The following is a 23,472-nucleotide window of genomic DNA, read 5'->3' on the forward strand; positions in this document are numbered from 1 at the left end:
ACGATGTAGTCCCGCATTTCGAGACAGGGTGACGGGGGTCACGTACGGACGGGGCGCACGGGGCCGGTGGGTCCGGCCCCGGGCGGCGTGCGGGGGCGTGGCGGACGGGCTGCGGGCGTGGCGTGGAGCCGGGGCTACGCGCCGGGCCAGGGGCCCGGGGTCGGGGTGTCCTCCTTCTCCTCCGTCTCGGTCCTGAAGACCCTGAAGCCGCGCCGGAGGTAGTTGTCCATCGCGGTCGGGCCGTCCTGGCTGCAGGTGTGCACCCACACCCGGCGCGTCGGCTCGCGCTCGGCCCAGCGGTCCGCCAGCGACCAGGCCGCGGCCACGCCCACCGACAGCAGGTGCCCGCCGATGCGCCGGCCCCGGAAGTCGGGCAGCAGCCCGAAGTACATGATCTCCACCACGCCGTCGGCCTGCGGGTCGAGCTCGATGTACCCGGCGGGCGTCCCGCGGTCGTACGCCACCCAGGTCTCCACCCCGGGCCGCGCCAGGTGCTCGACCCACTCGGCGCGGGTCAGCGACAGCCGGTCCGTCCAGTGGATGTCACCGCCCACCGACGCGTAGAGGAAGCGGCTGAACTCGGGCGAGGGGACCTCCGCCCGCTGGACACGTATCTCGGATCCTGGTACGGCGGCCGGGGCGAGGTCCTCCGAGGAGGTCATTTCCAGGGACCAGGTGGTCAGGGTGATGGTGCTCATGCACGTCAGGGAACCACGCCGGACCCCGAACGGCCCAGGCGGGCCCTGACCACGGCCGGCGCGGTGGAGTGCGGCAGCAGCCCCGCCGGGTCCGCGGGCCGGATCAGCTCCACCTCCACGTCCTCCGCGAACCGGTACGGGCGGTGGGCCAGGACCCCCGCCAGGTGCCGCCGCACCCGCGACACCTCCGCCCGGACCGTCACCGTCCGCGTCGGGTCCCCGAACAGTTCCTCCGCCAGCTCGGCCGCCGTACGCCCCCGCGGGTTCTGCGCCAGCAGGAACAGCAGCTCGGCGTGGCGCGGGGTCAGTTCCAGCGACCAGCTCCCGGCGGCCCCGTACACCGTCGCCGTCCACGCGCGCGGCCGGCTCAGGTCCAGCACCACCCGGCTCGCCGCCGCCCCGACCGGCGGCGCCTCCGCGATGCGCAGCAGCCAGCCGCCCGGCAGCGGCTCCACCGCGCACTGCCCGAGCTGCGCCAGCCACACCCGCCCCGGACCGAACGCCTTCGGCAGCGGCACCCGCTCGGGCGGGGCGAACCCGGTCACCGCAGCCGTCCAGCCGTGCGGGTCCACCACCGCCGCCCGCCCCGGGTGCAGCCGGGCCAGCAGCGGCGCCGCCACCGCCCGCAGCCGCTCCAACGACTCCAGGTGCCGCACCTGCAGCTCCCGCTCCGCGAGCCGGGCCACCGAGCTCACCCAGGCGAGGGTGGCCGGGTGCATGGTGGCCAGCGGGCCGCTGACGTCCACCACGCCCAGCAGCCGCCCGTCCCGCGGGTCGTGCAGCGGAGCCCCCGCGCACGTCCACTCGTGGTGGCTGGAGACGAAGTGCTCCGCCGAGAACACCTGGACCGGCCGCCGGGCCACCAGGGCGGTGCCCACCCCGTTCGTGCCGACCACCGCCTCGTCCCAGTCGGCGCCCACCCCGAAGCCGAGCCGGTCCGCCGCCCGCAGGATCGGCGGTGCGCCCTCCCGCCACAGCAGCCGCCCGTCCGAGTCGGCGACGACCATGATGTGCAGGGCCGTGTCCAGGGCCGGCAGCAGCCCCTCGCGCAGGACCGGCAGCATCTCCCGCAGCGGCGACCCCTGCCGCCGCTCCTCCGTCTCCGCCGCCGACAGCAGTCGCGAGCGGGCGTCCCGGTCCGGGTGCACCCCGCGCGCGAGCATCCGGCGCCAGGACTCCGCGATCTCCGGGCGGGGCAGCGCCGGTGGCCGCTCCCCAGCCAACGCGGCCGCACGCACCCCCTTCAGCAGCCGCGTCGCCTCCCGGGTCTCCATGGCCGAGATGCGCGCCACATCGACCGTGCCTCCTGCGGTGTCGGCCACCGGAACCTCCCCGTGCGGAACAGGACGTGCGAGGGAACCCGCCCGGGTCGTCCCGGGCGTGCCCTTCCCCTGGCACACCCGGCGGACGGTTCCGTCTCAGAGGGTTGCAACGGTATGCAACTCTCGCCAAGTCCCGGTCACCCGACCGAAACTGTCCGCGCGCCGCGAGCGGCGTGACAGCTCCTCCTCGGGGCTTTCGGGCCAGCGGTGGTGCCGAGTCGGCGCGGCGCCACCGCTGGCCCGGTCAACGGGTCCGGATCCCGGCGGTGGCGTGGTTTGGGGACCCGCCTACCCCGTGATCCGCGCCCGTTCCACCACCGCCCCCAGGTCCAGGGTGTGCGGCAGCGTGCCGAAGGCCGCGCCCCGGTCGCCGCCCAGCCGCCCCGCGCAGAAGGCGTCCGCCACCTCCGGCGGGGCCCACCGCACCAGCAGCGACGCCTGCAGCACCAGGGCCATGCGCTCGGCCAGCCGTCGTGCCCGGGCCTCGATGCCCGTCAGGTCCGCCAGCTCCGTCAGCAGCCCCCGGACGGCCGCGTCCAGCCGGTGGTCGGCGCCGCTGGCCTGCCCGATCTCCCGCAGGAAGGCGTCCAGTGCCTGCGGTTCGCGCCGCAGCACCCGCAGGACGTCCAGGGCCTGGACGTTGCCCGCACCCTCCCAGATCGAGTTCAGCGGGGACTCGCGCAGCAGCCGGGGCAGGCCGGACTCCTCCACGTAGCCGTTGCCGCCCAGGCACTCCAGGGCCTCCGCCACCATCGGCGTGCAGCGCTTGGTGACCCAGTACTTCGCGACGGGCACCGCGATGCGCAGGAAGGCCCGCTCCCGGTCGGTGTCGGCGTCGCAGGCGGCGGCCAGCCGCAGGGCGAGGGTGGTCGCCGCCTCCGACTCCAGGGCCAGGTCGGCGAGCACGTTCTGCATCAGCGGCTGCTCGATGAGCGGTGCTCCGAAAGCAGAGCGGTGCTCCGCATGGTGGACGGCCTGGGTCAGCGCCTGCCGCATCAGCGCCGCCGACCCGAGCACGCAGTCCAGCCGGGTCGCCGCGACCATCTCGATGACGGTCCGCACGCCGCGCCCCTCCTCGCCGACCCGGCGCGCCCACGTGCCGTCGAACTCGACCTCGGCCGACGCGTTCGACCGGTTGCCGAGCTTGTCCTTCAGCCGCTGGATCGCGAACGCGTTCCGCGTCCCGTCCGGCAGCACCCGCGGCACCAGGAAGCACGTCAGGCCGTCCCGCCCCGTCCCGGCCGCCGCCTGCGCCAGCACCAGGAACCCGTCCGACATCGGCGCCGAGCAGAACCACTTGTGCCCGGTCAGCTCGTACTCGCCGGGCCCGCCCAGCGGCCGCGCCGCCGTCGTGTTCGCCCGGACGTCGCTGCCGCCCTGCTTCTCCGTCATCGCCATGCCGAGGAGCGCGCCCGCCTTCAGCCCGGCCGGCCTGAGCCCCTCCTCGTACACGTGCGAGGTCAGCCGCGGCTCCCACTCGGCGGCCAGCTCCGGCTCCGCCCGCAGCGCCGGCACGGCCGCGTGCGTCATCGACACCGGGCAGCCGTGCCCCGCCTCGGCCTGCGACCACACGAAGAACCCGGCCGCCCGCCGCAGGTGCCCCGCCGGCCGGGTCCAGGCGTCCGTGAGCCCGGCGCCCACCGCGTGCCCCAGCAGCCGGTGCCAGGCCGGATGGAACTCCACCTCGTCGATCCGGTTCCCGTACCGGTCGTGCGTCCGCAGCCGCGGCGGGTTCTCGTCGGCCTGCCGGGCCCACTCCTGCACCTGCGCGGACCCCGCCGCCCGCCCCAGCTCCGAGAGCTCCGCGCGCACCTCGGCGAGCAGTCCGGGCGGCGCGTCGCCCAGGTGGCGCTCCACGTTCTCGATGAGGGCCCGGTCGCCGGCGTAGACGTCGTATCCCGCCAGGGGAGGAGCCTGATTCGTCACGGTGTGGGTGGTGGCTGCCATGCGGATACCGTAAGGACGTGCAGCCAGCAGAAGAAACTCCCGGGCGGGTCTCCGGGCGACTCCACCGGGCCCGGGCCCTCTACCGCAACGTCTCCAAGCGCAAGATGGCGTGGCTGCTCCTGAAGGACACCGTGAACTCGTGCATCGAGTACCGGATCCTGGGACTGGCCGCGGAGGCGGCGTTCTTCACGCTGCTGTCGCTGCCGCCGCTCTTCCTCGGCCTGCTCGGCGTCCTCGGCTACGTCGACGGCTGGACCGGCGGCACCTTCGTGGCCTCCATCGAGGAGAACATCCTCCGCGCCGTCGGCACGGTCCTCTCCGACCGGGGCGTCAGCGAGATCGCCAAACCGATGCTGGACGACGTGACCTCGCGCGGCCGCCCCGACATCATCTCCCTCGGCTTCGCCTTCGCCCTGTGGTCCGGCTCGCGCGCCGTCAACGTCTTCATCGACACCATCACCGTCATGTACGGGCTCGACGGCCACCGCGGCATCGTCAAGACCCGGCTGCTGGCCTTCCTGCTGTACGTGATCGCCCTGGTGATCGGCGCGGTCGTGCTGCCGCTGATGGTGGCCGGACCGGACGCCGTGGTGCGGTGGGTGCCGTGGAGCGCGGAAGTGATCGCCGTGCTGTACTGGCCCACCGTCACGCTGTTGTCCATCGTCTTCCTCACCACGCTCTACCACGTGTCCGTGCCCGTGCGCTCGCCGTGGATCGAGGACGTCCCGGGCGCGCTCGTCGCGCTCGCCATGTGGGTGCTCGGCTCGTTCCTGCTACGGCTCTACCTCATCAACACCGTTGAGGGACCCACCATCTACGGATCGCTGGCCGCCCCGGTCGCCGTACTGCTGTGGATCGGCGTCTCCGCCTTCGCGGTCCTCGTCGGCGCCGCCGTGAACGCCGCCATCGACCGGGTCTGGCCGTCCGTGGCGACGGCCGCCGCCCGCGAGGCCAACGAGCGGGCCCGGGAGGCCGAGGCCGCCCAGCTGATCGCGCGGGCCGCCGCCTGGCGGGCGCTGGCCGAGGGGGAGTCCGAGGACGAGGACGAGGAGGACGGGGATGAGGACGGGGACGGGGACGGCGGTACCCCGTCGGAGTTCCCGGAGCGCTGGTCGAACTTCCTTCCGCCGGAGGACTACACGGCCCGCCTCCGCAAGCACTGACCTCCGCGGGCGAGCCGCACCGGAAAGCACCCCGGAAAACCAACACCGGAAAACAATTGGTGCGGCCGCTCGGGCACTTGCTACGGTGGTCCCGTTCCCGCCGCCCGGTGCGGGACCGTCGGCTCGTCGTACGACCAGGAGGTGAGTCCATTGATGACTGTCGCTGCGCAGAGTGCTGCCCGCACTCAGAAGACCATCAATGCCACCCCCGTGGTCTCCGGCTGACCTCACACCTCCTTCGCGCGCCACAGGCGCCTGCGCGGCCGGGGCCACCCTGTGAAGGGTTCCCCTTGACTCTCTCTTCCTTTCCCTCTTCTCCTTCTTCTCCGGCTTCTTCCGATTCCGCCGCTGCCGCCGCTGCCGCCGCTTCCTCCGAGCTGACCGCCCTCGGCTGGGACGCGGCCTGGGAGGCCGAGTTCGCCCCGTACGCCGCACAGGGCCTGCTGCCCGGCCGCGTCGTCCGCGTCGACCGCGGCCAGTGCGACCTCGCGACCGCCGGGGGCACCGTCCGCGCCGACACCGCCTTCGTCACCCCGCACGACCCCCTGCGCGTCATCTGCACCGGCGACTGGGCGGCGGTGGAAGCGGCCGGAAACCCGCGGTACGTCAAGGCGTACCTGCCGCGCCGCACCGCCTTCGTGCGCTCCACCTCCTCGCAGCGCTCCGAGGGGCAGATCCTCGCCGCCAACGTCGACCACGCGATCATCGCGGTGTCCCTCGCCGTCGAACTCGACCTGGGCCGCATCGAGCGGTTCCTGGCCCTGGCGTGGGAGTCGGGGGCGCAGCCGCTCGTCGTGCTGACCAAGGCCGACCTCGTACCGGACCCGGTCGCGCTGTCCCACCTGGTCCAGGACGTCGAGGCCACGGCGCCGGGCGTCCAGGTCCTGACCGTCTCCTCCCACACCGGGGAGGGCACGGACGTGCTCGCGTCGATCGTCGCCGACGGGACGAGCGTGCTGCTCGGCATCTCCGGCGCCGGGAAGTCCACCCTGGCCAACGCGTTGACGGGGGCCGACGTCATGGAGGTCCGGGCGACGCGCGACGTGGACGGCAAGGGCCGCCACACGACCACCACCCGCAACCTGCTCGCCCTGCCGGGCGGGGGCGTGCTGATCGACACGCCGGGGCTGCGCGGTGTGGGCCTGTGGGACGCCGGGACCGGTGTCGGGCAGGTCTTCTCCGAGATCGAGGAGTACGCCGCCGAGTGCCGCTTCCACGACTGCGCCCACGAGGCGGAGCCGGGGTGTGCGGTGCTCGCGGCCGTCGACGCCGGGGAACTGCAGGTGCGCCGCCTGGAGAGCTACCGCAAGCTGCAGCGGGAGAACCAGCGGATCGTCGCCAAGACGGACGCGCGGCTGCGGTCCGAGATCCGCCGCGACTGGCGCCTGAAGTCGGCCGAGGGGCGCGCCAACCACGCGGCCAAGCGGGGCCGCAGCATCTGACCGGCCGGCCCGGGCGGGCCGGACGGGGTGGAGCGGGGCGGTGCTGCCCTGCCGGTATCCGCCCCGCCCGGCCCCCTACGGGGCGTCCAGGCCCCAGGCGAAGACCCGGTCGGGGTGGATGCGGATCACCTCCGGGCTGAAGTGCGGGCCCAGGTCGTGCGGGCCGACCTCCAGCGTGGCGTGGCCGCGGATCTCGATGCCGCGGACCCGCCACGGACGGGTGCTCACCAGGTCGTCGACGACCAGCGCCAGCCGCGGGTTCCCCTGCAGGTTCCGCCACTTCTTCGTGGTGCCCATGGCGAGCCCGCCGACCAGGACCGTGCCGTCCTCCTGGGGGAAGAACCCGACCGGATTGGCCTGCGGCTGGCCCTTCGCGTCCACCGTCGCCAGCCGTCCGAGCCGCTGCGACCGGAGGTACGCCAGCTCCGCCTCGCTGAAACCCTTGAACTCCCTCATACGGCCACGGTCCCGCATCCGGCCCCGCGCCGCATCGGACCGAAGGTCCGACCGGGGGCAGCAGGACCCGCGGTACCGGTCCGTCCCGCCACCGCCCCCTTCCGCCGACCGGGCGACGGAGTCAGCCCGCCACCACCGTGCCCACCCACGCCCCCATCACCATCAGGCAGGCCAACAGCTCCACCAGCACGCTCGTCCCCACCGCCCGCATCACCGCCCGCACCGACGCCCACGCCTCGCCGTGCGTGCCGAGCCGCAGCCGCTCGCACAGGTAGATGCCGCCCACGAAACCCGGGACCGCGCCCACCACCGGCACCAGCACGAAGCCGAGCAGCGCGCCCACACCCGCGTACACCGCCATCCGGCGGGTCACCCCGACCCCCTGCAGCTGCCGCGGCGGCAGTTGCCACTTGACCACTTGCACCACCAGCAGCAGGGCCGTCGCCGAGACCAGCAGGGACCAGGCCGCCGCCGACCGCTCGCGCAGCGCCCACCACAGCACTCCCGCCCAGACCAGCCAGGTTCCGGGAACGCCGGGGACCAGCACCCCGGCCACCCCGAGCAGCAGCACCAGCCCCACCAGGAGCAGCTGTGGTAGATCCACGTGCTCAGCGTGCCCGACCGGGGCCTACCGGGCCACCCAGCCCCGCTCGCGCGCGTGCCAGCCCAACTGCAGCCGGGTCGTCACCCCGGCCAGCTCCATCAGCCCCTTGACCCGCCGCTGCACCGTCCGCAGCCCCAGCTCCAGGTGCTTGGCCACGCTCGCGTCCGTCAGCCCGGCCAGCAGCAGCGTCAGGATCTCCAGGTCCGTGGCGTCCGGCACGCCCGCCGACGCCTCCGCCGCCCCCGTCGCCCCGAGCCGCAGCGGCACCGCCTCCCGCCACACCGCCTCGAACAGGCCGACCAACGAGTCCAGCAGCCCCGACGCGTGCACCACCAGCGCCGTCGGCTCCGCCCCGCGCGCCGTCAGCGGGACCATCGCCAGGGACCGGTCCGCGATCACCAGCTTCGTCGGGACCCGGTCCGTGACCCGCACCTGCTCCCCGCGCGCCAGCGCCGTCGACGCCTCCCGGATCCCCGTCGGCCCGCCCAGTACGTCCTGGTCGACCACCACCCGGAACACGACGCCCCGCGCGGCGGCGGCCCGCTCCTCCTCCTCGTTGTCGGCCGCCGTCACCGCGTGCGGCCTACCGGTGACCAGCGCGCACACCTCGTGTGCCGCGCCCAGCTGGAGCTGCCGGAACCGGTGCGCCACGGCGCTCGCGCCCGTCACCACCTCCAGCAGGTCGTGCACCGTCGGCTCGGCCGCCTCCCCCCGGTACTCCTGCGCGAGCAGGGCCGCCGACAGTTCCGCCTGTTCCAGTTCGTGCCGCTGCCGCGCCAGCAGCGCCGCCAGCGCCACTCCCGGCGGGGCCGCCACCCAGCGTCCGGGCCGGGCCGAAGACTGTGCGGCCAGGCCGTGCCGCTCCAGATGGCGCAGCGCCCGCTCGGTCTGCGGCACCGGCAGCGCCAGCCGGTGCGCGAGATCCGGCACCTCCGACGCCCCCAGCGCCACCAGCGCGCGGTACGCCGCCTCCTGGCCCTCGTCCAGGCCTATCGCACTCAGCAACCCGTCCACCCCCCAGCTCTCGGCCCGCCGCCCCTGGCGGGAAGCGGCCACGGCGCAAACCCGCCGCGGACATCATCGCCGCAGCCGTTGCCGCAGCACCAACATCCGCCGCTCGGACGCGACGTGTGTGCACTGCTGCCCGGAAACCTCCGGGAGGGGGGTGATGCATCCGTTTCGTGGGGCGTGCGGTTCCGCCGTGGGAAGGCCGAGGGTGAACCGCCCCGGCGGTTCCGGAGGCCGGGCGGGCATACGGATGTGCGGAACGCGACGGGGCGTGCGAAGGGAGCGGAAGGGGACCCCATTTCGTGTATTCCGCGTTTTCCGCGGCAGCGGGGGGCCGAGAATAGCGGCATGAGTCAGCAGGGCGCGGACGACTGGTGGCAGAGGCTGTACGGGGACCCCGACGCGGGCGCGGCCCCCGACCCGGGGGACACCCTCGAAAGCCGCTATGACTCGGCGGCCTCCTTGACCTCCCCGCCGCCCCCGCCCGCACCGGTGGCGGCGCCGCCCGGGGTGCCGCCGCAGCCGGGCCCGCCGGACGAGGTGGCCCCGCCGGCGCGACCCGGTGCCGCGGCGGCCGGGCAGCGGACCCCCGCCGCGGGGCCGTCGCCCGCGGCCCCGCCCGGGACGGGGCTGCCCTCGCCGGGGGAGTCCGCCGTGGTCCCGGCGCAGGCGCTCCCGCCGGATGCGGCAGCCCCGCCGGCGCCGCCCGTGTCGGTACGGCCCGGGCCGCAGGCGCCCGCTCCCGTACCGCCCCCACCGGTACCTCCGCGCACCGTGCCGTCCCAGCCGGTTCGTCCGGACGGGGCGGCCGCCGGGCCCGGGTCCGGACGTGGCGGCCGGGAGCCGGACGGGCCGGTGGGGGCCGGGGGGTTCGGTGTGGCCCCGTGGGCCGGTCCGGGGCTGCCCCGGCCGCGGGATCCGCGCGAGGGCGGGACGACCGGATACGGGCTGGGCGACGTGACCGTGCCGCCCGTCCCGGCTGACGCGGACGCGCCCGCGACCCCGCCGACGCCCTCGTCCGCACCGCCGCCTCCGCCGCAGCCCGTACCGGAACCCCCGCGGCCCCCTGTCGCCCCGCCCGCCCCGCAGGCCGCCCCGCCCGCCCCGCAGGCCGCCCCGGCGACGTCCGCCCGGCCCGAGGTGCAGCACCTCGGGGACCGGGCGCCCACCTACGCCGCCGAGCCGGGCGCGCTGCCCCTCGCCGACCCGGCCGCGCTCGACACGCTGGTCCCGGACACCGTCCTGGAGGGCGCCCGCCACGGGGCCTGCACCCTGCGCGCCGCCTCGGTCCGCGGGGACTCCGCCCGCTACCGCGGCGAGGCCCGCCGGGACGTCCTGCTCACCGCCCGCTTCGGATCCGGCGACGACGCCCTCGTCCTGGTGGCCCTCGCCGGCGGCGACCGTGCTGCCGCCGGAGCCGCGGAGGCTGCGGCCGAGCTGTGCCACTGGATCGGCGCCGCCGTCGGCCGCAGCCAGCCGCGGCTGGCCGACGACATCCGGGCCGGGCGGCGCGACGCCCTCCGCTCCGGGCTCCAGCGACTCACCGACCGCGGCTACGGGCGGCTGCGGGCCCGCGCCGCCGAGCTCGGCCACCCGGAGGACGCGTACACGGCCGGGCTGCGCGCCCTGCTCCTGCCCATCGACCCCGAATGCCGTACCCGCGTCTGCTTCGGCGCCGGCCCCGGCGGGCTGTTCCGGCTCCGCTCCGGCGCCTGGCGGGACCTGGAGACCGCCGAGCCGCCGCCCGTGCCGGCCCGGCCCGACGGGGAGCCAGGCCCCGAACCGGGCCCCGACTTCCGGTTCCGCGCGGCCGTCGCCCGGCCCGGTGACGCCCTGCTGCTCTGCTCGGGCGGCCTGGCGGACCCGATGCGGGAGGAGGAGCTGCTGCCGGCCGAGCTCGCGGCCCGCTGGTCCGACGGGGAACCGCCCGGCCTGGCCGCGTTCCTCGCCGACACGCAGCTGCGCGTCAAGGGGTATGCCGACGACCGGACGGCCGCCGCGGTCTGGGAGTCGTGAAGCGCGTGCGTGTCCGACGCACGCACCGGACGGGCGGAACCGATGGGAGATTTCCTCACCCTCGTGCAGTACGGCCTGCCCGTCAAAGTAGTCCTGTTCGGTAACTCATCACCCGGAACGACCGCGTGGGGAATGCCGCTTTCCGGCCTTTCTGCGTACGGCCCGTGAACCGCCGCCCGGGCCGGGCGCGTCCTCGCGGGCACGGTTTCCGGACCCGGAGCGCCGTTCGTTCCACCGAACACCGGGGACGGGACGGTGACCGGATTCGGACTGTCCGACGGCGAGCAGGTGCTCGACGGCGGCGCGGCCGGGTGATCCGGATGGCTCGATCCCACCCCTGCGACGTGATGCGGGCGTGAGCCCGCAGGAGTGCGGGATACCCCGGCGGGCATGCATTCCCGTAGACCTGTTCGAGATCCAGGGATACGGGGGAGGGGCATCGCCGTGCGGGTGGAGGCGAAAACCGGGAAGCAGTGGCGCAGAGGGCGACCCCTCCAGCGGGAGCCGTCCGCCCCGGAGGCCGCGGTGACGGGCAGGGAGGCGGCCCTGGAGCTCCGCCGCAGTGTGCGCCGCGCCGACCTCAGGGCCGTCGGCGACGTCCGTAGGGCGCTCAGGGAGCTGATGCGGCACCGCTGCCGGGCCGACACCGCCGAGGCGGCCGAGCTCCTGGCCACCGAGCTCGTCACCAACGCGCTCGTCCACACCGACCAGGGCGCCGAGGTGTCGGCCCGGCTCTGCGCGGGCCGGCTGCGGGTGGAGGTCCGCGACCACGCCCCGGGCCGGCCCCCGCGCCCGTACGTACCGGCCGCCGACGACGGTACGCACGGGCGGGGACTCATGCTGGTGCAGGCGCTCGCCGACGCCTGGGGCGTGGACACGGCGGGCGCACCGGCGGCCGGCAAGGTGGTGTGGTTCGAGCTGCACGGTGTCGCCGAAGCCTGAACGGCGGAGGGCCCGCCTTGACCAGGCGGGCCCTCCGGGCTGTCCGGCCCCGTGCCCGACGACGGGCCGGCGGGGCCGGGGCGGGTGGCAGGAGCGTCAGCCGAACTGCTGCTCCAGGTCCTTGAGTTTGCGCTCCAGGGAGTCGAGCCGGGGGATCGTCTGGGTGTCGTCCTCGGCGGTCAGGTCGACCGTGCGCGGGCCGGACACGTCACCGAGGTCCGATCCGGTCACGGCCTGCAGGGAGAGGCGTCGGCGCGCGGCGGGCAGCTGTCCCTGATCCGCTATGGCCGGCTCCGCGCCGACCGGCGCGGAGCCCGTCGCGGAGGCCAGCCCCGCCATGTCCACCTGGCGCCCGCGCGAGCGCCCGAACACGAAGGTCCGGTTCTGCCGGCCCAACGCCTTCAGCCGGGCCCGGTTCAGCCGGTTCTGGTCCCGCCTGCGGTGGCGGTCCAGCTCCTTCTCCCGCTTGTCCTCCCGCACCTCCTCGACGGCTTCGTCCAGGGTGCGGACGCCCTCCAGCAGCATGAGCGACCACGCGCCGAACGTCTCGCGCGGCGCCCGCAGCCAGCGGACCATGCGGATCTGCGGCAACGGCCGCGGGATCAGGCCCTGCTCGCGCAGTGCCGCCCGGCGGGTCTGCTTGAGGGCCCGGTCGAACAGGACGGCCGCCGACAGCGACATGCCGGCGAAGAACTGCGGTGCCCCGTCGTGGCCGAGGCCGCGCGGCGCGTGCACCCAGTTGAACCAGGCCGCCGCGCCCGCGAACAGCCAGACCAGCATGCGCGAGCCGAGGGCCGCGTCGCCGTGGCTCGCCTCGCGCACGGCGAGCACCGAGCAGAACATGGCGGCGCCGTCGAGGCCGAAGGGGACCAGGTACTCCCAGCCGCCGGAGAGGTTCAGGTTCTGCCGGCCGAAGCCGACCAGCCCGTGGAAGGAGAGGGCGGCGGCCACCGCCGCACAACAGAACAGCAGGACGTAGGAGGCGGTTCCGTAAACGGCCTCCTTGCGGCGGCGCCGCTCCTCGCTGCGCTCCCAGGAATCCTCGGCCGCCGCCTTGTCGTTCTCCCGCTTGCCCCGGGCCAGTACCGCAACTGCCGCAAGTACGCCCAGGATCAACAGGCTGCCGGGCAGCAGCCAGTCCAGCGATATGTCGGTCAGTCTCATGCGGATGTCCCTCGCCTTTGCATCGACTTGCGGCCTACCGGGGCCATGGTGGCGCAGGAGATCGGCTCGGCATGCGGGTTTCCGGGCAAGTGGACGCCATCGGGGGGCCCGGCCCGCCGGATAGGGTGTTGTGGGTCGAACTCCCTTCCGCGTAGCGGGAGTTGTGTTCGATTACGGTCAGTCGGACGGGTGGGTTGGTGCGCGATCCGCTTGACGGCGCCGGGCGACTACGCCTCGGGGAGGAGTTCCCCTTCGAGGACGGTCTCCTCGATCAGGGGCCGGTTCCAGAGGGCGAGGAGCTCGTTGGCGACGGCCACCACGGTCCCGCGGTCCTGGCCGCGCTCCCGGACGGCGGCGGCCGACAGGCTGCGCGGTACGGCGCCGGCGTCCAGGAGGACGCGCCATTCCTGCGGCCCGAGCTCCAGGAACTCCAGCCCGGTGAGCTCTGCGATCTCCAGGGGGTCGGCGAGCGTGCCGGGGTCGGCGGTGAGGGTGCGCAGGCGCGGCAATCCCGTGAGGGGGGCGAGGCTGAACGGCGCGCCGTCCCCGGCCGCGATGGACAGGACTTCGAGCGCGGGATGGGCTGCGGCCCGGACGGTCGCCAGATCGCCGTCGCCGTCGCCGCCGACCTCGGCCACGGCCGGAAGACCCTCGTGGCGGCCCCGCGGCTGCTCCCGCGTCCGGCCCAGGACCAGGTCGGTGAAGGAATCGGCGACGAGTTCGGCGCCGAGGCTCCGCTCGTGGTCGACCAGGATGACCTGCCCCAGGTGTCCGCCCGGGCCGGGGGTCAGGTCGACCGCGATCTCGTCGCCGCCGTTGCTGCCGAAGACGATCCAGCCGGGCGAGCCGGCCAGACCCTGCACCGCGGCGTCGGGCGGGGTGACGACGGCGTCCTTCCCGTCGAGATTCCAGCAGGAATGGCGGGTGCCCGGCTCGACGCTGTTCAGGGACTCCAGGTCGCAGGCGTCGTAGTCGCCCGCGGTGGAGGTGCGGTCCGCCGCCTCGTAGTTGTCGCCCCAGTCCTCCCACCGGGCCCGGGTCACCCGGTAGAACACCTTGAGCTCGTCGGGGAGCGTGACGCCGAGACGGGCCTCGGCCGCGGCTATTTCCTCCTCCGTCGCGCCGATGGCGTCGGGCATCTGCTCGCGGAGCGTGCGTTCCAGCAGCTCCAGGTCGACCGAGGGGGCCGGGACGGCCCCGGGCACCGGATCGGGGAGGCGGCGCCACGGTTCGGGCACGGAGCCGTCGACCAGGACGAGCACCCCGAGGTCCGGGTAGCCGATGGCCGGTTCCACGGCCGGGCAGGGCCAGACCAGGCGGAGCGTGGTCCGTCCGGTCGGCTGGATCTCCGCCGAGAACGCGACCTCCTCGACACCGCCGCGCGCGAGCGCCCGCTGGACGTGCTCCACCGCCGCCGGCCGCTCCGACGACATCCCTCCTGGCAGCCAGAGGCTCCAGCCGGTCCGGCCGATGCGTCCCGCCACCCGGGCGGACCCGTCGGGACGGATCTCCGGGTAGCCGGCCAGCAGGAGCCGCAGCACGGGACCCCAGGGGGCGAACTCGTACAGGGAGGACAAGGGAGGGCGTCGATCGATCATGAGCAGACCGTACGTGCCGCCACTGACGCCCGACGCCGCCCGACGCCGCCCGACGCCGCCCGACGCCGCCCGACGCCGCCCGACGGCGCCGGGCGTCACATGGCGGACGCTCAGCCGGCGGCAGCGGCGCGGGCCGTGAGGCGGCTGACCCGGTCCGCGTCGCAGGTCCGGGGGCAGGTCACGCAGGTCTCCTCGGGCCGGATCGTGTAGAAGAGGCAGCAGCTGACCCGGTCCCGGGTCGCCAGCGGCTCGCCGCCCGGGCCTGTGAGCGTACGGAACCCGGCGCCCCCGGTGTACGGGGCCGTCGTGCCCGGGAGCAGGGCCTGCAGCTCGGCGATGGCCCGCTGCTCCTCGTCGAGCAGCTTCGCCGCGTACCACAGGCCGGCGACGAGCGAGTCGGTCGCCAGGCCCCACAGGGCGCGGTGCCTGCGCCGCGTGCGCGGGCCGAAACCGTCCAGCACCGGTTCGAGGTGCTGCGCCACCGCAGCGCGCACCTCGGCCCGCAGGGCCTCCCCGTCGGGCACGACCCGGGCCCCGGGGAGGACCGCCCCCGGATCGTCCGGCAGGCAGGCGAAGGACTCGGCGCGGACGCTGATCCGCCCGAGGGGCCGGTGGACGGCCACGTCCGCCGGGGTCAGCCGGGGCACCCGGCGCTGGAGGAACCACGGGACGGTGGTCAGCAGGCAGGCGCGCCACGCGTACCGGTGCAGCCCGAACGTGGCGACCACGTCGGGGCGCGCCTCGCGCCCGTAGTCCTGCAGCACCTGGGCCTTGTCCCAGGCCAGGAAGGCGTCCAAGGCCGGTCCGCCGGCCGCGAGCTCGTCCGCGCCGACCCACCCCGCACCGCGAGGGGCGGGTTCGTGCGCGGCGCGCTCGACCACGTGCAGGCCTTCGTACACCGCTGTCAGCCGTGCGTACGCGTCCGCCAGCGGGGAGGCGGGGGGCGCGGGTACGGGATCGGGGGCCGGGGCGGCTGCGAGGACGGGCGCGGGCATGCGTCATCACCGATCAGAGGTCGTGATCGACATAGGTAAGGCTTACCTTACCCGATCTGGGGCCGTCTGTATCAACACTTCCCGGACGGATTCAACTATTCTCCCGACAGGCCGAGACCCACAGGAGGACCGAGTGCACAAAGCGGCCCGTGTCGGGGTGTCGGCCCTGATCCCGACCCAGAAGGTGCTGCGCCACTCCGTACGCGGACAGGTGCTGGAGGCGCTGCGCGCCGCGCTGGTCGACGGCGAACTCGTACCGGGGGAGATCTACTCCGGGCCCGCACTGGGGGAGCGCTTCGGCGTCTCCGCGACGCCGGTGCGCGAGGCGATGCAGCAGCTGGCCCTCGAAGGGGCCGTGGAATGCCTGCCGAACCGTGGTTTCCGGGTGCTGGAGCGGACCCCGCGGGCGCTGGCCGAGCTCGCCGAGGTACGGGCGCTGATCGAGGTCCCGGTGATGCTGCGGCTGGCCCGTACGGTACCGGCCGGGACCTGGTCGGCCCTGCGGCCGGCGGCCGCCGCCACGGCGGAGGCGGCCGCGGCCGGGGACCTGGCCGGGTACGCGGAGGCCGACCGGGCCTTCCACCGGGAGGTGCTGGCGCTGGACGGCAACGACCAGCTGGTCCAGGTGGCCGAGGAGCTGCACCGGCGCTCCCAGTGGCCCGTCCCCGGCGCCCCGCGGACGCGCCGCGCGGACCTGGTCGCGGACGCCGCGGAGCACTCGGCGCTGCTGGAGGCGCTGATCGCGGGCGACCTCCCGGTGATCGAGTCGCTGGTCCGCGAACACTTCGCCGGCTCCGCCGCCGCCTGACGCCTGCCGTCGGCCCGCCGCTCGGGCGGGGGCCGGTCCGGCGGGCGCCGGTCCGGTCGGCTCCGCGCCCGACCCCTGGTTCACCCGTTCGTGCGCAGGCGCGCCGCCGCTTCCGGGGGCCTGCCCCTGCACCCCCGCGCCTCAAATCGCCGGCGGGGCTGGAGGTCGGCCGGTCGCCGTCGCTGACATGGGCGGAGCCCGGGTCGGGAGGCGGGGCCGCTCAGGTGGCCGGGGTCGGTTGGAGCTGGTCCGCCAGCCAGGTGGGGACGCCGCCCAGCAGGCGGAACAGGCGGCGGGCCTCGGCGCGGAGCCGGCTGGCCTCCGGCTCCGGTTCGACCTCCGCCAGCGCCGCCAGGGCCGGAGCGGTTCCGACCAGGAAGCCGAGCTCTTCGCGGATGCGGAGCGACTCCGCGAAGCCCTTGCGGGCCTCCGCGACCTCGCCGTCCCGCAGCGCCAGCGCGGCCAGGTGGCGCCACGTGAACGACAGCAGCAGGGTGTCCCCGTGCGCCGACGCCCCCGCATGCGCGCGCCGGTACGCCGGCCGCGCCGACTGCGGGGCGTCCGCCAGGTGCTCCGCGACCAGCCCCCGCCGCAGGTCCAGCAGCGGGCGGGTGCGAGAGTCCGGCGACAGCAGGGCGGCCGCGCGGCCGAGCGCCGCGCGGGCCTCGTCCGCCCGGTCGCGGACCCCGAGCACGGTGGCCGCGTACGCCAGGTGACCCCGCTCGCAGGCCGCCGCGCCGCGCTCGTCGTCGTCCGCGGCCACCGCCTCGGCGACGCGCAGCGCGTCCTCGGCCTCGGCCCAGCCCTGCCCGGTGAACAGGCACCGCTCGATCAGCAGCGCGGTGCGCTGCACGGCGGCGCCGGCGTCGTCGTCGACATGCGGGGCCAGCAGGGCCGCCGCATCGGTCCAGCAGCCGCGCGAGCGCAGCCGCCATATCGCCCGCTGGAGGGGGTCGTCCCCCCCGGTGGTTCCGGCACCGGACATGGCGGTGTCCGCCACATTGCCCTCCCCAAAGCAACAAGCAGCAAGCACGTCTTCGAGCCCTGGGGCGAAATGAGAGCACGGATCGGCAGGTTCGGCCAAGGGGTCGGGTGAACTCTTTCACAAAGTCCGGACGCTGCGTCAGCGCTTTGTGAACACGCCCCTCCCGCCCGTGTGACGGAACCGCTCAGCTCATCCGCAGTGCCAGGAAGAAGTCGAGCTTGTCCTCCAGGCGCGACAGGTCACGCGCCGTCAACTGCTCGATTCGCCCGACCCGGTAGCGCAGCGTGTTGACGTGCAGGTGCAGCCGCGTCGCGCACCGCGTCCAGGACCCGTCGCAGTCCAAGAACGCCTCCAGCGTCGGGATGAGCTCGGCCCGGTGGCGGCGGTCGTAGTCCCGCAGCGGGTCCAGCAGCCGCGCGGTGAACGCGCGCCGCACGTCGTCCGGCACGAAGGGCAGCAGGAGGACGTGCGAGGCCAGCTCGTGGTGCCCGGCGGCGCACACCCGCCCGGGGCGTGCCGCGGCGACCCGGCGGGCGTGCCGCGCCTCCTCCAGCGCCCCGCGCAGCCCCTCGGCGGAGTGCACGGCCGCGCTGACGCCCAGGGTGAGCCGGCCGTCGCCGTCCAGCCCCGCCTGCAGCGGGTCGCGCACGGTGGCCAGCAGCTCGTCGGCGTGCAGGGCGGCGTCCGGGCCCTTGTCCTCGCCCGGCTCCCCGGGGCGCGAGGGCAGCGGCACCAGCGCGATCGCCTCGTCGCCGGTGTGCGCGACCGCGATCCGGTCCGAGGGCTCCGGACCCGAGGCGGACGGGTCGACGAGGATCTCCTCCAGCAGCGACTGGGCCACCGGCCCGCCCGGGATGTCCCCGCCCTCCCAGTCCACCCGGGCCACGACGACCTGCCAGTGCGGGGCGGCGCCCAGCCCCGGCAGCAGCACCGGGGCCGCCACCCGCAGGCGCGCCGCGATCTCGGCGGGTGCGGCACCCGTCTGGACCAGCTCCAGCACCTCCTGCGCCAGCCGGCGGCGCACCGTGCGGGCCGCGTCGCGCCGGTCCCGCTCGACGGCGATCAGCTGGGTCACGCCCTGCAGCAGGTCCAGCCGCTCGGCCGGCCAGTCGCCCGCGTCCGCCTCGACCGCCAGCAGCCAGTCCGACAGCACGCTCTCGCGCACGTCGCGTCCGCCGGGGCCGGCCGGGCCGCGCCCCGCACCCCTGATCGGGAACAACGAGTAGGTAATACCCTGGATGGAGATCCGGTGCGGGCCCCTGCGCCCGGTGCGGACCGCCGCGAGGTGCTCGCCGGCCAGAGCCGCACAGATGCCCGGTGCCAGGGGTTCTCCCGCTCCGGCGATCTGCCGGCCTGTGGGGGACAGCACCCAGGCGCGCAGATCGAGGTCGGTGGTGAGCAGATCGAGCACCACGTCCGGTCCGCCGCCCGCGGGACCCGAGGTCATCAGGCGGCGGTGGCGGTCGACGACGGCCGCGAGGTCGCCGGCGCGCTCCCCGGAGACCTGCCGTACGACGTACTCGGTGATCGTGGCGAATGCAACGTCCTCGTTCACGGCGAACAGCGGCAGGCGGTGGCGTTCGCAGGCCGATACGAGATCGTCCGGGATGTCGCCCAGCTCGGCCTCGCCGGCGGCGAGCCCGGCGACGCCCGCGCTCGCGAGGATTCGTACGAACGGCTCGGAGTCGGCCGAATTTCTTCGCCACGCCAGGCCGGTGAGGACGAGTTCGCCCCCGGTGAGGTATCGGCTGGGATCCCTCAGGTCGGTCGTCATGACGCCGCGGACCGTCCGGTCGAGTTCTTCCTCGCCGCCCAGCAGCCGCAGCCCCAGCGCCTCGGTTTCCAGCAGTGCGCGCAGCCGCATGGTGTCGCCGCCGATCTGTCTCGAATGTTGCCGTTGGAAATCGGGCAGGTCGTGCATCCTGCCTTTCATACGAATCTACAAGACGAGGGAGGGCGCCAGCCAACTCCTTCATGGTTTCGGTGACTGCACCCGGGGGACGCCCGGCTTGTGTACTGGCTCCACACCGCGTTAACACCACGTGAACGACCAGTCGAGGGCCCGTCCGCCTCCTGGCTTGAAGTGAACGACCCGATTACAAGAAGAGAGCCACATATGGACTTCCTTCGCCCCGCCAGCTGGGAGGAGGCGCTCGCCGCGAAGGCCGAGTACCCGACAGCTGTGCCGATTGCGGGTGGCACCGACATCATGGTCGAGATCAATTTCGACCACCGCCGTCCGGAGTACCTCCTCGACCTGAACCGCATCGACCTGCTGCGGGAGTGGGAGGTGGGCGAGGAGGTCACCAGGCTCGGCGCCTCCGTCCCGTACACCCAGATCATGGAGAACCTGCGGGAAACACTGCCGGGTCTCGCGCTCGCCTCGCACACGGTCGCGTCCCCGCAGATCCGCAACCGCGGCGGTGTCGGCGGCAACCTCGGTTGCGCCTCGCCCGCCGGTGACTCCCACCCCGCCCTGCTCGCCGCGGGCGCCGAGGTCGAGGTCGAGTCCGTACGCGGCACCCGCATGATCCCGATCGACGCGTTCTACACCGGCGTCAAGCGCAACGCGCTCGCTGCGGACGAGCTCATCAAGACGATCCACGTCAAGAACGCCACCGGTCCGCAGCAGTACTCCAAGGTGGGCACGCGCAACGCGATGGTCATCGCGGTGTGCGCGTTCGGCCTGGCCCTGCACCCGCAGACCCGTACGGTCCGCACCGGCATCGGCTCGGCCGCGCCGACCCCGATCCGGGCGAAGGCCGCCGAGGAGTTCCTCAACGCCGCGCTCGAAGAGGGCGGGTTCTGGGAGTCCGGCAAGGTCATCACCCCGTCGATCGCCAAGCAGTTCGGTGAGCTCGCCTCCGGCGCCTGCAACCCGATCGACGACGTTCGCGGCACGGCGAAGTACCGCCGTCACGCGGTCGGCATCATGGCTCGCCGTCAGCTGGTCTGGACGTGGGAGCAGTACCGCGGCAGCAACGGCCGCTCGCTTGAAGGGGCTGCGTAACCATGCGCGTCAATTTCACCGTCAACGGTCGTCCGCAGCAGGCTGACGACGTCTGGGAGGGCGAGTCCCTCCTCTACGTCCTGCGTGAGCGCCTGGGCCTGCCCGGCTCCAAGAACGCCTGCGAACAGGGCGAGTGCGGTTCCTGCACGGTACGCCTCGACGGCGTGCCGGTCTGTTCCTGCCTCGTGGCCGCCGGCCAGGTCGAGGGCCGCGACGTCGTGACCGTCGAGGGCCTCGCCGACTTCGCGAAGCAGCGCGAGGAGCACGGCCACTCCTGCGGCACCGGCGCGTGCGGCGGCGGCGCCCAGGGCGTCTCCACCGACGAGGCCAGGCAGTGGACCGCCAAGGGCACCGACTCGCAGACCGGTGAGGGCGTGGAGCTCTCCCCGATCCAGCAGGCGTTCATCGACGCCGGCGCCGTCCAGTGCGGTTTCTGCACCCCGGGCCTGCTGGTCCAGGCCGACGCGCTGCTGGAGAGCAACGCCGACCCGTCCGACCAGGACATCCGTGAGGCCCTGTCCGGCAACCTCTGCCGCTGCACGGGCTACGAGAAGATCCTCGACGCGGTCCGCCTGGCGGCCGCCCGCCAGGGAGAGGCGGTCTGACCATGGCCAACACCCGCACCGCCCCGTCCGGTACGCCGACCAACGTCTCCCAGAAGCACAACCAGGGCGGCATCGGCGAGTCCACGCTCCGCCCGGACGGCACCCTCAAGGTCACCGGCGAGTTCGCGTACTCCTCGGACATGTGGCACGAGGACATGCTGTGGGGCCAGACCCTGCGCAGCCCCGTCGCCCATGCCGAGATCGCGAGCATCGACATCTCCGAGGCGCTGGCCATGCCCGGCGTCTACTCGGTCCTCACCTACGCGGACCTGCCGGCCGCGATGAAGAACTACGGCCTGGAGATCCAGGACACCCCGGTCCTCGCCAACGGCCGCGTACGCCACCACGGCGAGCCGGTCGCCCTCGTGGCCGCCGACCACCCGGAGACCGCCCGCCGCGCCGCCGCCAAGATCAAGATCGACTACCGGGAGCTGCCGGTCGTCACGGACGAGGCCTCCGCCCTCGCCCCCGGCGCGCCGCTCATCCACGAGGGCCGCGACGACCACCACGCCGGCCACGTGCCGCACCCGAACATCGTGCACCGCCAGCCGATCGTCCGCGGCGACGTGGAGGAGGCCCGCAAGCGGGCCGACGTGATCGTCGAGGGGGAGTACACCTTCGGCATGCAGGACCAGGCCTTCCTCGGCCCGGAGTCCGGCCTCGCCGTGCCCGGCGAGGACGGCGGCGTCGACCTGTACGTCGCCACCCAGTGGCTGCACTCCGACCTCCGTCAGATCGCCCCGGTCCTCGGCCTGCCCGAGGAGAAGGTCCGCATGACGCTCTCCGGCGTCGGCGGCGCGTTCGGCGGCCGCGAGGACATCTCGATGCAGATCCACGCCTGCCTGCTGGCCCTCGCGACCAACAAGCCGGTCAAGATGGTCTACAACCGGTTCGAGTCCTTCTTCGGCCACGTGCACCGCCACCCGGCCAAGCTGTACTACGAGCACGGCGCCACCAAGGACGGCAAGCTCACGCACCTGAAGTGCCGGATCGTGCTGGACGGCGGCGCCTACGCCTCCGCCTCCCCGGCGGTCGTCGGCAACGCCTCCTCCCTCTCCGTCGGCCCGTACGTCGTCGACGACGTGGACATCGAGGCCATCGCCCTCTACACGAACAACCCGCCCTGCGGCGCCATGCGCGGCTTCGGCGCCGTCCAGGCCTGCTTCGCGTACGAGGCCCAGATGGACAAGCTCGCGGCCAAGCTGGGCATGGACCCGGTGGAGTTCCGCCAGCTCAACGCGATGGAGCAGGGCACGATCATGCCCACCGGCCAGGTCGTGGACTCGCCCGCCCCGGTCGCCGAGCTGCTGCGCCGGGTCAAGGCCCGCCCGCTGCCGCCGGAGCGCCAGTGGGAGTCGGCCGGTGAGAGCGCCGACGTCCGCGCGCTGCCCGGCGGCCTGTCGAACACCACCCACGGCGAGGGCGTCGTCCGCGGCGTCGGCTACGCGGTCGGCATCAAGAACGTCGGCTTCTCCGAGGGCTTCGACGACTACTCCACCGCCCGGGTGCGCCTGGAGGTCATCGGCGGCGAGGCCGTCGCCATGGTCCACACGGCCATGGCGGAGGTCGGCCAGGGCGGTGTCACCGTGCACGCCCAGATCGCCCGCACGGAGCTCGGCGTCACCCACGTGACCATCCACCCGGCCGACACCCAGGTCGGCTCCGCCGGTTCGACGTCCGCCTCCCGGCAGACGTACATGACCGGCGGCGCCGTGAAGAACACCTGTGAGGCCGTGCGCGAGAAGGTCCTGGAGATCGGCCGCCGGAAGAACGGCTCCTACCACCCGGCGTGGGCCACCGCCGAGCTCCTCCTGGAGGGCGGCAAGGTCGTCACCGACGGCGGCGAGGTCCTCGCGGACATCGCCGAGCTGCTCGAGGGCGAGGACGCCATCGACATCGAGCTGGAGTTCCGCCACCGGCCGACCGTCGCCTTCGACCTGGTCACCGGCCAGGGCGACGGCCACGTCCAGTACACCTTCGCCGCGCACCGCGCGGTCGTCGAGGTGGACACCGAGCTCGGCCTGGTCAAGGTCGTCGAGCTGGCCTGCGCCCAGGACGTCGGCAAGGCCCTCAACCCGCTCTCCGTCGTCGGCCAGATCCAGGGTGGCACCACCCAGGGCCTCGGTGTCGCGGTGATGGAGGAGATCATCGTGGACCCGAAGACCGCGAAGGTGCGCAACCCCTCCTTCACGGACTACCTGATCCCGACGATCCTCGACACCCCGAGCATCCCGGTCGACTACCTGGAGCTCGCCGACCCGAACGCGCCGTACGGCCTGCGCGGTCTCGGCGAGGCCCCGACCCTGTCGTCCACCCCGGCCGTCCTCGCGGCGATCCGGGCGGCGACCGGCCTGGAGCTCAACAAGACGCCGATCCGTCCGGAAGCCCTCACCGGCACCCTCTAGGACGGCGTTCTCCGGGGGGGCCGGCGCGCCCCCCCCCCCCCCCCCCCGGGCGGTGCGACAGCGGAACGTCACACCTTCGGCGAAGCACCGCCCGGAGCACGGAGTCCGGAACGGGGGACCGCACCGCTCGCGGTCCGCCCCACCGGCAGTACCCCCGATGAGAAGAAGGCGGCGCCAGTACCCCGGCACCGTCACCAGTACCGCAAAACCCCCGCAGTACCCGCAGTACACGCATCGTGCAATCGCGTCGCCTCGGGCCGTCACCCCGGGTCGTGCAGCCAACGGCATTTCCCAAATCCCGCGT

Annotated in this window: 19 protein-coding genes; 8 read left to right on the forward strand and 11 right to left on the reverse strand. The window is 74.3% G+C overall.

Translation table 11 applies throughout. From position 1 onward, the window contains the following. Nucleotides 1-134: 134 nt before the first annotated feature. The 3 genes from ACFVGY_RS24770 to ACFVGY_RS24780 form a co-directional block, all read right to left on the reverse strand. The gene (locus tag ACFVGY_RS24770) at nt 135-698 is read right to left on the reverse strand and encodes a GNAT family N-acetyltransferase (protein ID WP_385680838.1); all 564 of its coding nucleotides are present in this window, start codon (nt 696-698) and stop codon (nt 135-137) included. A 5-nt stretch (nt 699-703) separates the two neighbouring features. Then, a complete protein-coding gene (locus tag ACFVGY_RS24775) occupies nt 704-1,972 on the reverse strand; it encodes a GAF domain-containing protein (RefSeq protein ID WP_385680914.1) in 1,269 nt (422 codons plus the stop codon). A gap of 336 nt (nt 1,973-2,308) precedes the next feature. Then, entirely contained in the window at nt 2,309-3,967 is a 1,659-nt protein-coding gene (locus tag ACFVGY_RS24780) for an acyl-CoA dehydrogenase family protein (protein WP_385680839.1), read from the reverse strand. Between the two features lie 17 nt (nt 3,968-3,984). On the opposite strand from ACFVGY_RS24780, the gene ACFVGY_RS24785 reads away from it, so the two are divergent. Beyond that, a complete protein-coding gene (locus ACFVGY_RS24785) occupies nt 3,985-5,130 on the forward strand; it encodes a YihY/virulence factor BrkB family protein (RefSeq protein WP_385680841.1) in 1,146 nt (381 codons plus the stop codon). A gap of 377 nt (nt 5,131-5,507) precedes the next feature. Then, complete coding sequence (gene rsgA, locus ACFVGY_RS24790) at nt 5,508-6,572, forward strand: ribosome small subunit-dependent GTPase A (RefSeq protein ID WP_385680916.1); 1,065 nt, start codon at nt 5,508-5,510, stop codon at nt 6,570-6,572. A gap of 75 nt (nt 6,573-6,647) precedes the next feature. On the opposite strand, the gene ACFVGY_RS24795 is transcribed toward rsgA, so the two are convergent. From ACFVGY_RS24795 to ACFVGY_RS24805, 3 genes are all read right to left on the reverse strand, one after another. Then, a complete protein-coding gene (locus ACFVGY_RS24795; RefSeq protein ID WP_385680842.1) occupies nt 6,648-7,028 on the reverse strand; it encodes a PPOX class F420-dependent oxidoreductase in 381 nt (126 codons plus the stop codon). Between the two features lie 121 nt (nt 7,029-7,149). Further along, nucleotides 7,150-7,632 carry a DUF456 domain-containing protein gene (locus tag ACFVGY_RS24800; RefSeq protein ID WP_385680844.1) on the reverse strand — a complete coding sequence of 161 codons (483 nt, stop codon included), beginning with the start codon at nt 7,630-7,632 and terminating at the stop codon, nt 7,150-7,152. Between the two features lie 24 nt (nt 7,633-7,656). Beyond that, nucleotides 7,657-8,637, reverse strand: coding sequence for a helix-turn-helix domain-containing protein (locus tag ACFVGY_RS24805; protein WP_385680918.1), 981 nt, complete (start codon nt 8,635-8,637; stop codon nt 7,657-7,659). Nucleotides 8,638-8,988: 351 nt separating this feature from the next. Between ACFVGY_RS24805 and ACFVGY_RS24810 the strand changes: the two genes are divergently transcribed. Together ACFVGY_RS24810 and ACFVGY_RS24815 are read left to right on the forward strand one after the other, a co-directional pair. After that, on the forward strand, nt 8,989-10,656 hold the full coding sequence (locus ACFVGY_RS24810; protein WP_385680846.1) for a protein phosphatase 2C domain-containing protein: 1,668 nt from the start codon (nt 8,989-8,991) through the stop codon (nt 10,654-10,656). Between the two features lie 564 nt (nt 10,657-11,220). Then, nucleotides 11,221-11,598 carry an ATP-binding protein gene (locus ACFVGY_RS24815; RefSeq protein WP_385680920.1) on the forward strand — a complete coding sequence of 126 codons (378 nt, stop codon included), beginning with the start codon at nt 11,221-11,223 and terminating at the stop codon, nt 11,596-11,598. Between the two features lie 96 nt (nt 11,599-11,694). Here the strand turns inward: ACFVGY_RS24815 and ACFVGY_RS24820 are convergent, their stop codons facing one another. The 3 genes from ACFVGY_RS24820 to ACFVGY_RS24830 form a co-directional block, all read right to left on the reverse strand. Continuing rightward, nucleotides 11,695-12,762 carry a DUF2637 domain-containing protein gene (locus ACFVGY_RS24820; RefSeq protein ID WP_385680848.1) on the reverse strand — a complete coding sequence of 356 codons (1,068 nt, stop codon included), beginning with the start codon at nt 12,760-12,762 and terminating at the stop codon, nt 11,695-11,697. A 227-nt stretch (nt 12,763-12,989) separates the two neighbouring features. Then, nucleotides 12,990-14,360: an SMI1/KNR4 family protein gene (locus tag ACFVGY_RS24825; protein WP_385680849.1), complete on the reverse strand. Its 1,371-nt coding sequence runs from the start codon at nt 14,358-14,360 to the stop codon at nt 12,990-12,992. Nucleotides 14,361-14,470: 110 nt separating this feature from the next. Next, the gene (locus tag ACFVGY_RS24830) at nt 14,471-15,355 is read right to left on the reverse strand and encodes a (2Fe-2S)-binding protein (RefSeq protein ID WP_385680851.1); all 885 of its coding nucleotides are present in this window, start codon (nt 15,353-15,355) and stop codon (nt 14,471-14,473) included. A 133-nt stretch (nt 15,356-15,488) separates the two neighbouring features. Between ACFVGY_RS24830 and ACFVGY_RS24835 the strand changes: the two genes are divergently transcribed. Continuing rightward, nucleotides 15,489-16,163 carry a GntR family transcriptional regulator gene (locus ACFVGY_RS24835; RefSeq protein WP_385680853.1) on the forward strand — a complete coding sequence of 225 codons (675 nt, stop codon included), beginning with the start codon at nt 15,489-15,491 and terminating at the stop codon, nt 16,161-16,163. Nucleotides 16,164-16,383: 220 nt separating this feature from the next. On the opposite strand, the gene ACFVGY_RS24840 is transcribed toward ACFVGY_RS24835, so the two are convergent. Continuing rightward, a complete protein-coding gene (locus ACFVGY_RS24840) occupies nt 16,384-17,163 on the reverse strand; it encodes a hypothetical protein (RefSeq protein ID WP_385680855.1) in 780 nt (259 codons plus the stop codon). Nucleotides 17,164-17,332: 169 nt separating this feature from the next. Next, complete coding sequence (locus tag ACFVGY_RS24845; protein WP_385680922.1) at nt 17,333-19,012, reverse strand: PucR family transcriptional regulator; 1,680 nt, start codon at nt 19,010-19,012, stop codon at nt 17,333-17,335. Nucleotides 19,013-19,264: 252 nt separating this feature from the next. On the opposite strand from ACFVGY_RS24845, the gene ACFVGY_RS24850 reads away from it, so the two are divergent. From ACFVGY_RS24850 to pucD, 3 genes are read left to right on the forward strand one after another with little or no spacing between them, the layout of a single operon-like run. Continuing rightward, a complete protein-coding gene (locus ACFVGY_RS24850) occupies nt 19,265-20,158 on the forward strand; it encodes an FAD binding domain-containing protein (RefSeq protein ID WP_385680857.1) in 894 nt (297 codons plus the stop codon). 2 nt (nt 20,159-20,160) lie between these two features. Then, nucleotides 20,161-20,763: a (2Fe-2S)-binding protein gene (locus ACFVGY_RS24855; RefSeq protein ID WP_385680858.1), complete on the forward strand. Its 603-nt coding sequence runs from the start codon at nt 20,161-20,163 to the stop codon at nt 20,761-20,763. Nucleotides 20,764-20,765: 2 nt separating this feature from the next. Beyond that, nucleotides 20,766-23,168, forward strand: a complete 2,403-nt coding sequence (gene pucD, locus ACFVGY_RS24860) for a xanthine dehydrogenase subunit D (RefSeq protein WP_385680860.1) — start codon at nt 20,766-20,768, stop codon at nt 23,166-23,168. The last annotated feature ends 304 nt before the right edge of the window (nt 23,169-23,472 follow it).

It is taken from the genome of Streptomyces sp. NPDC127106, from assembly GCF_042677605.1.
Taxonomy (GTDB): Bacteria; Actinomycetota; Actinomycetes; order Streptomycetales; family Streptomycetaceae; genus Streptomyces.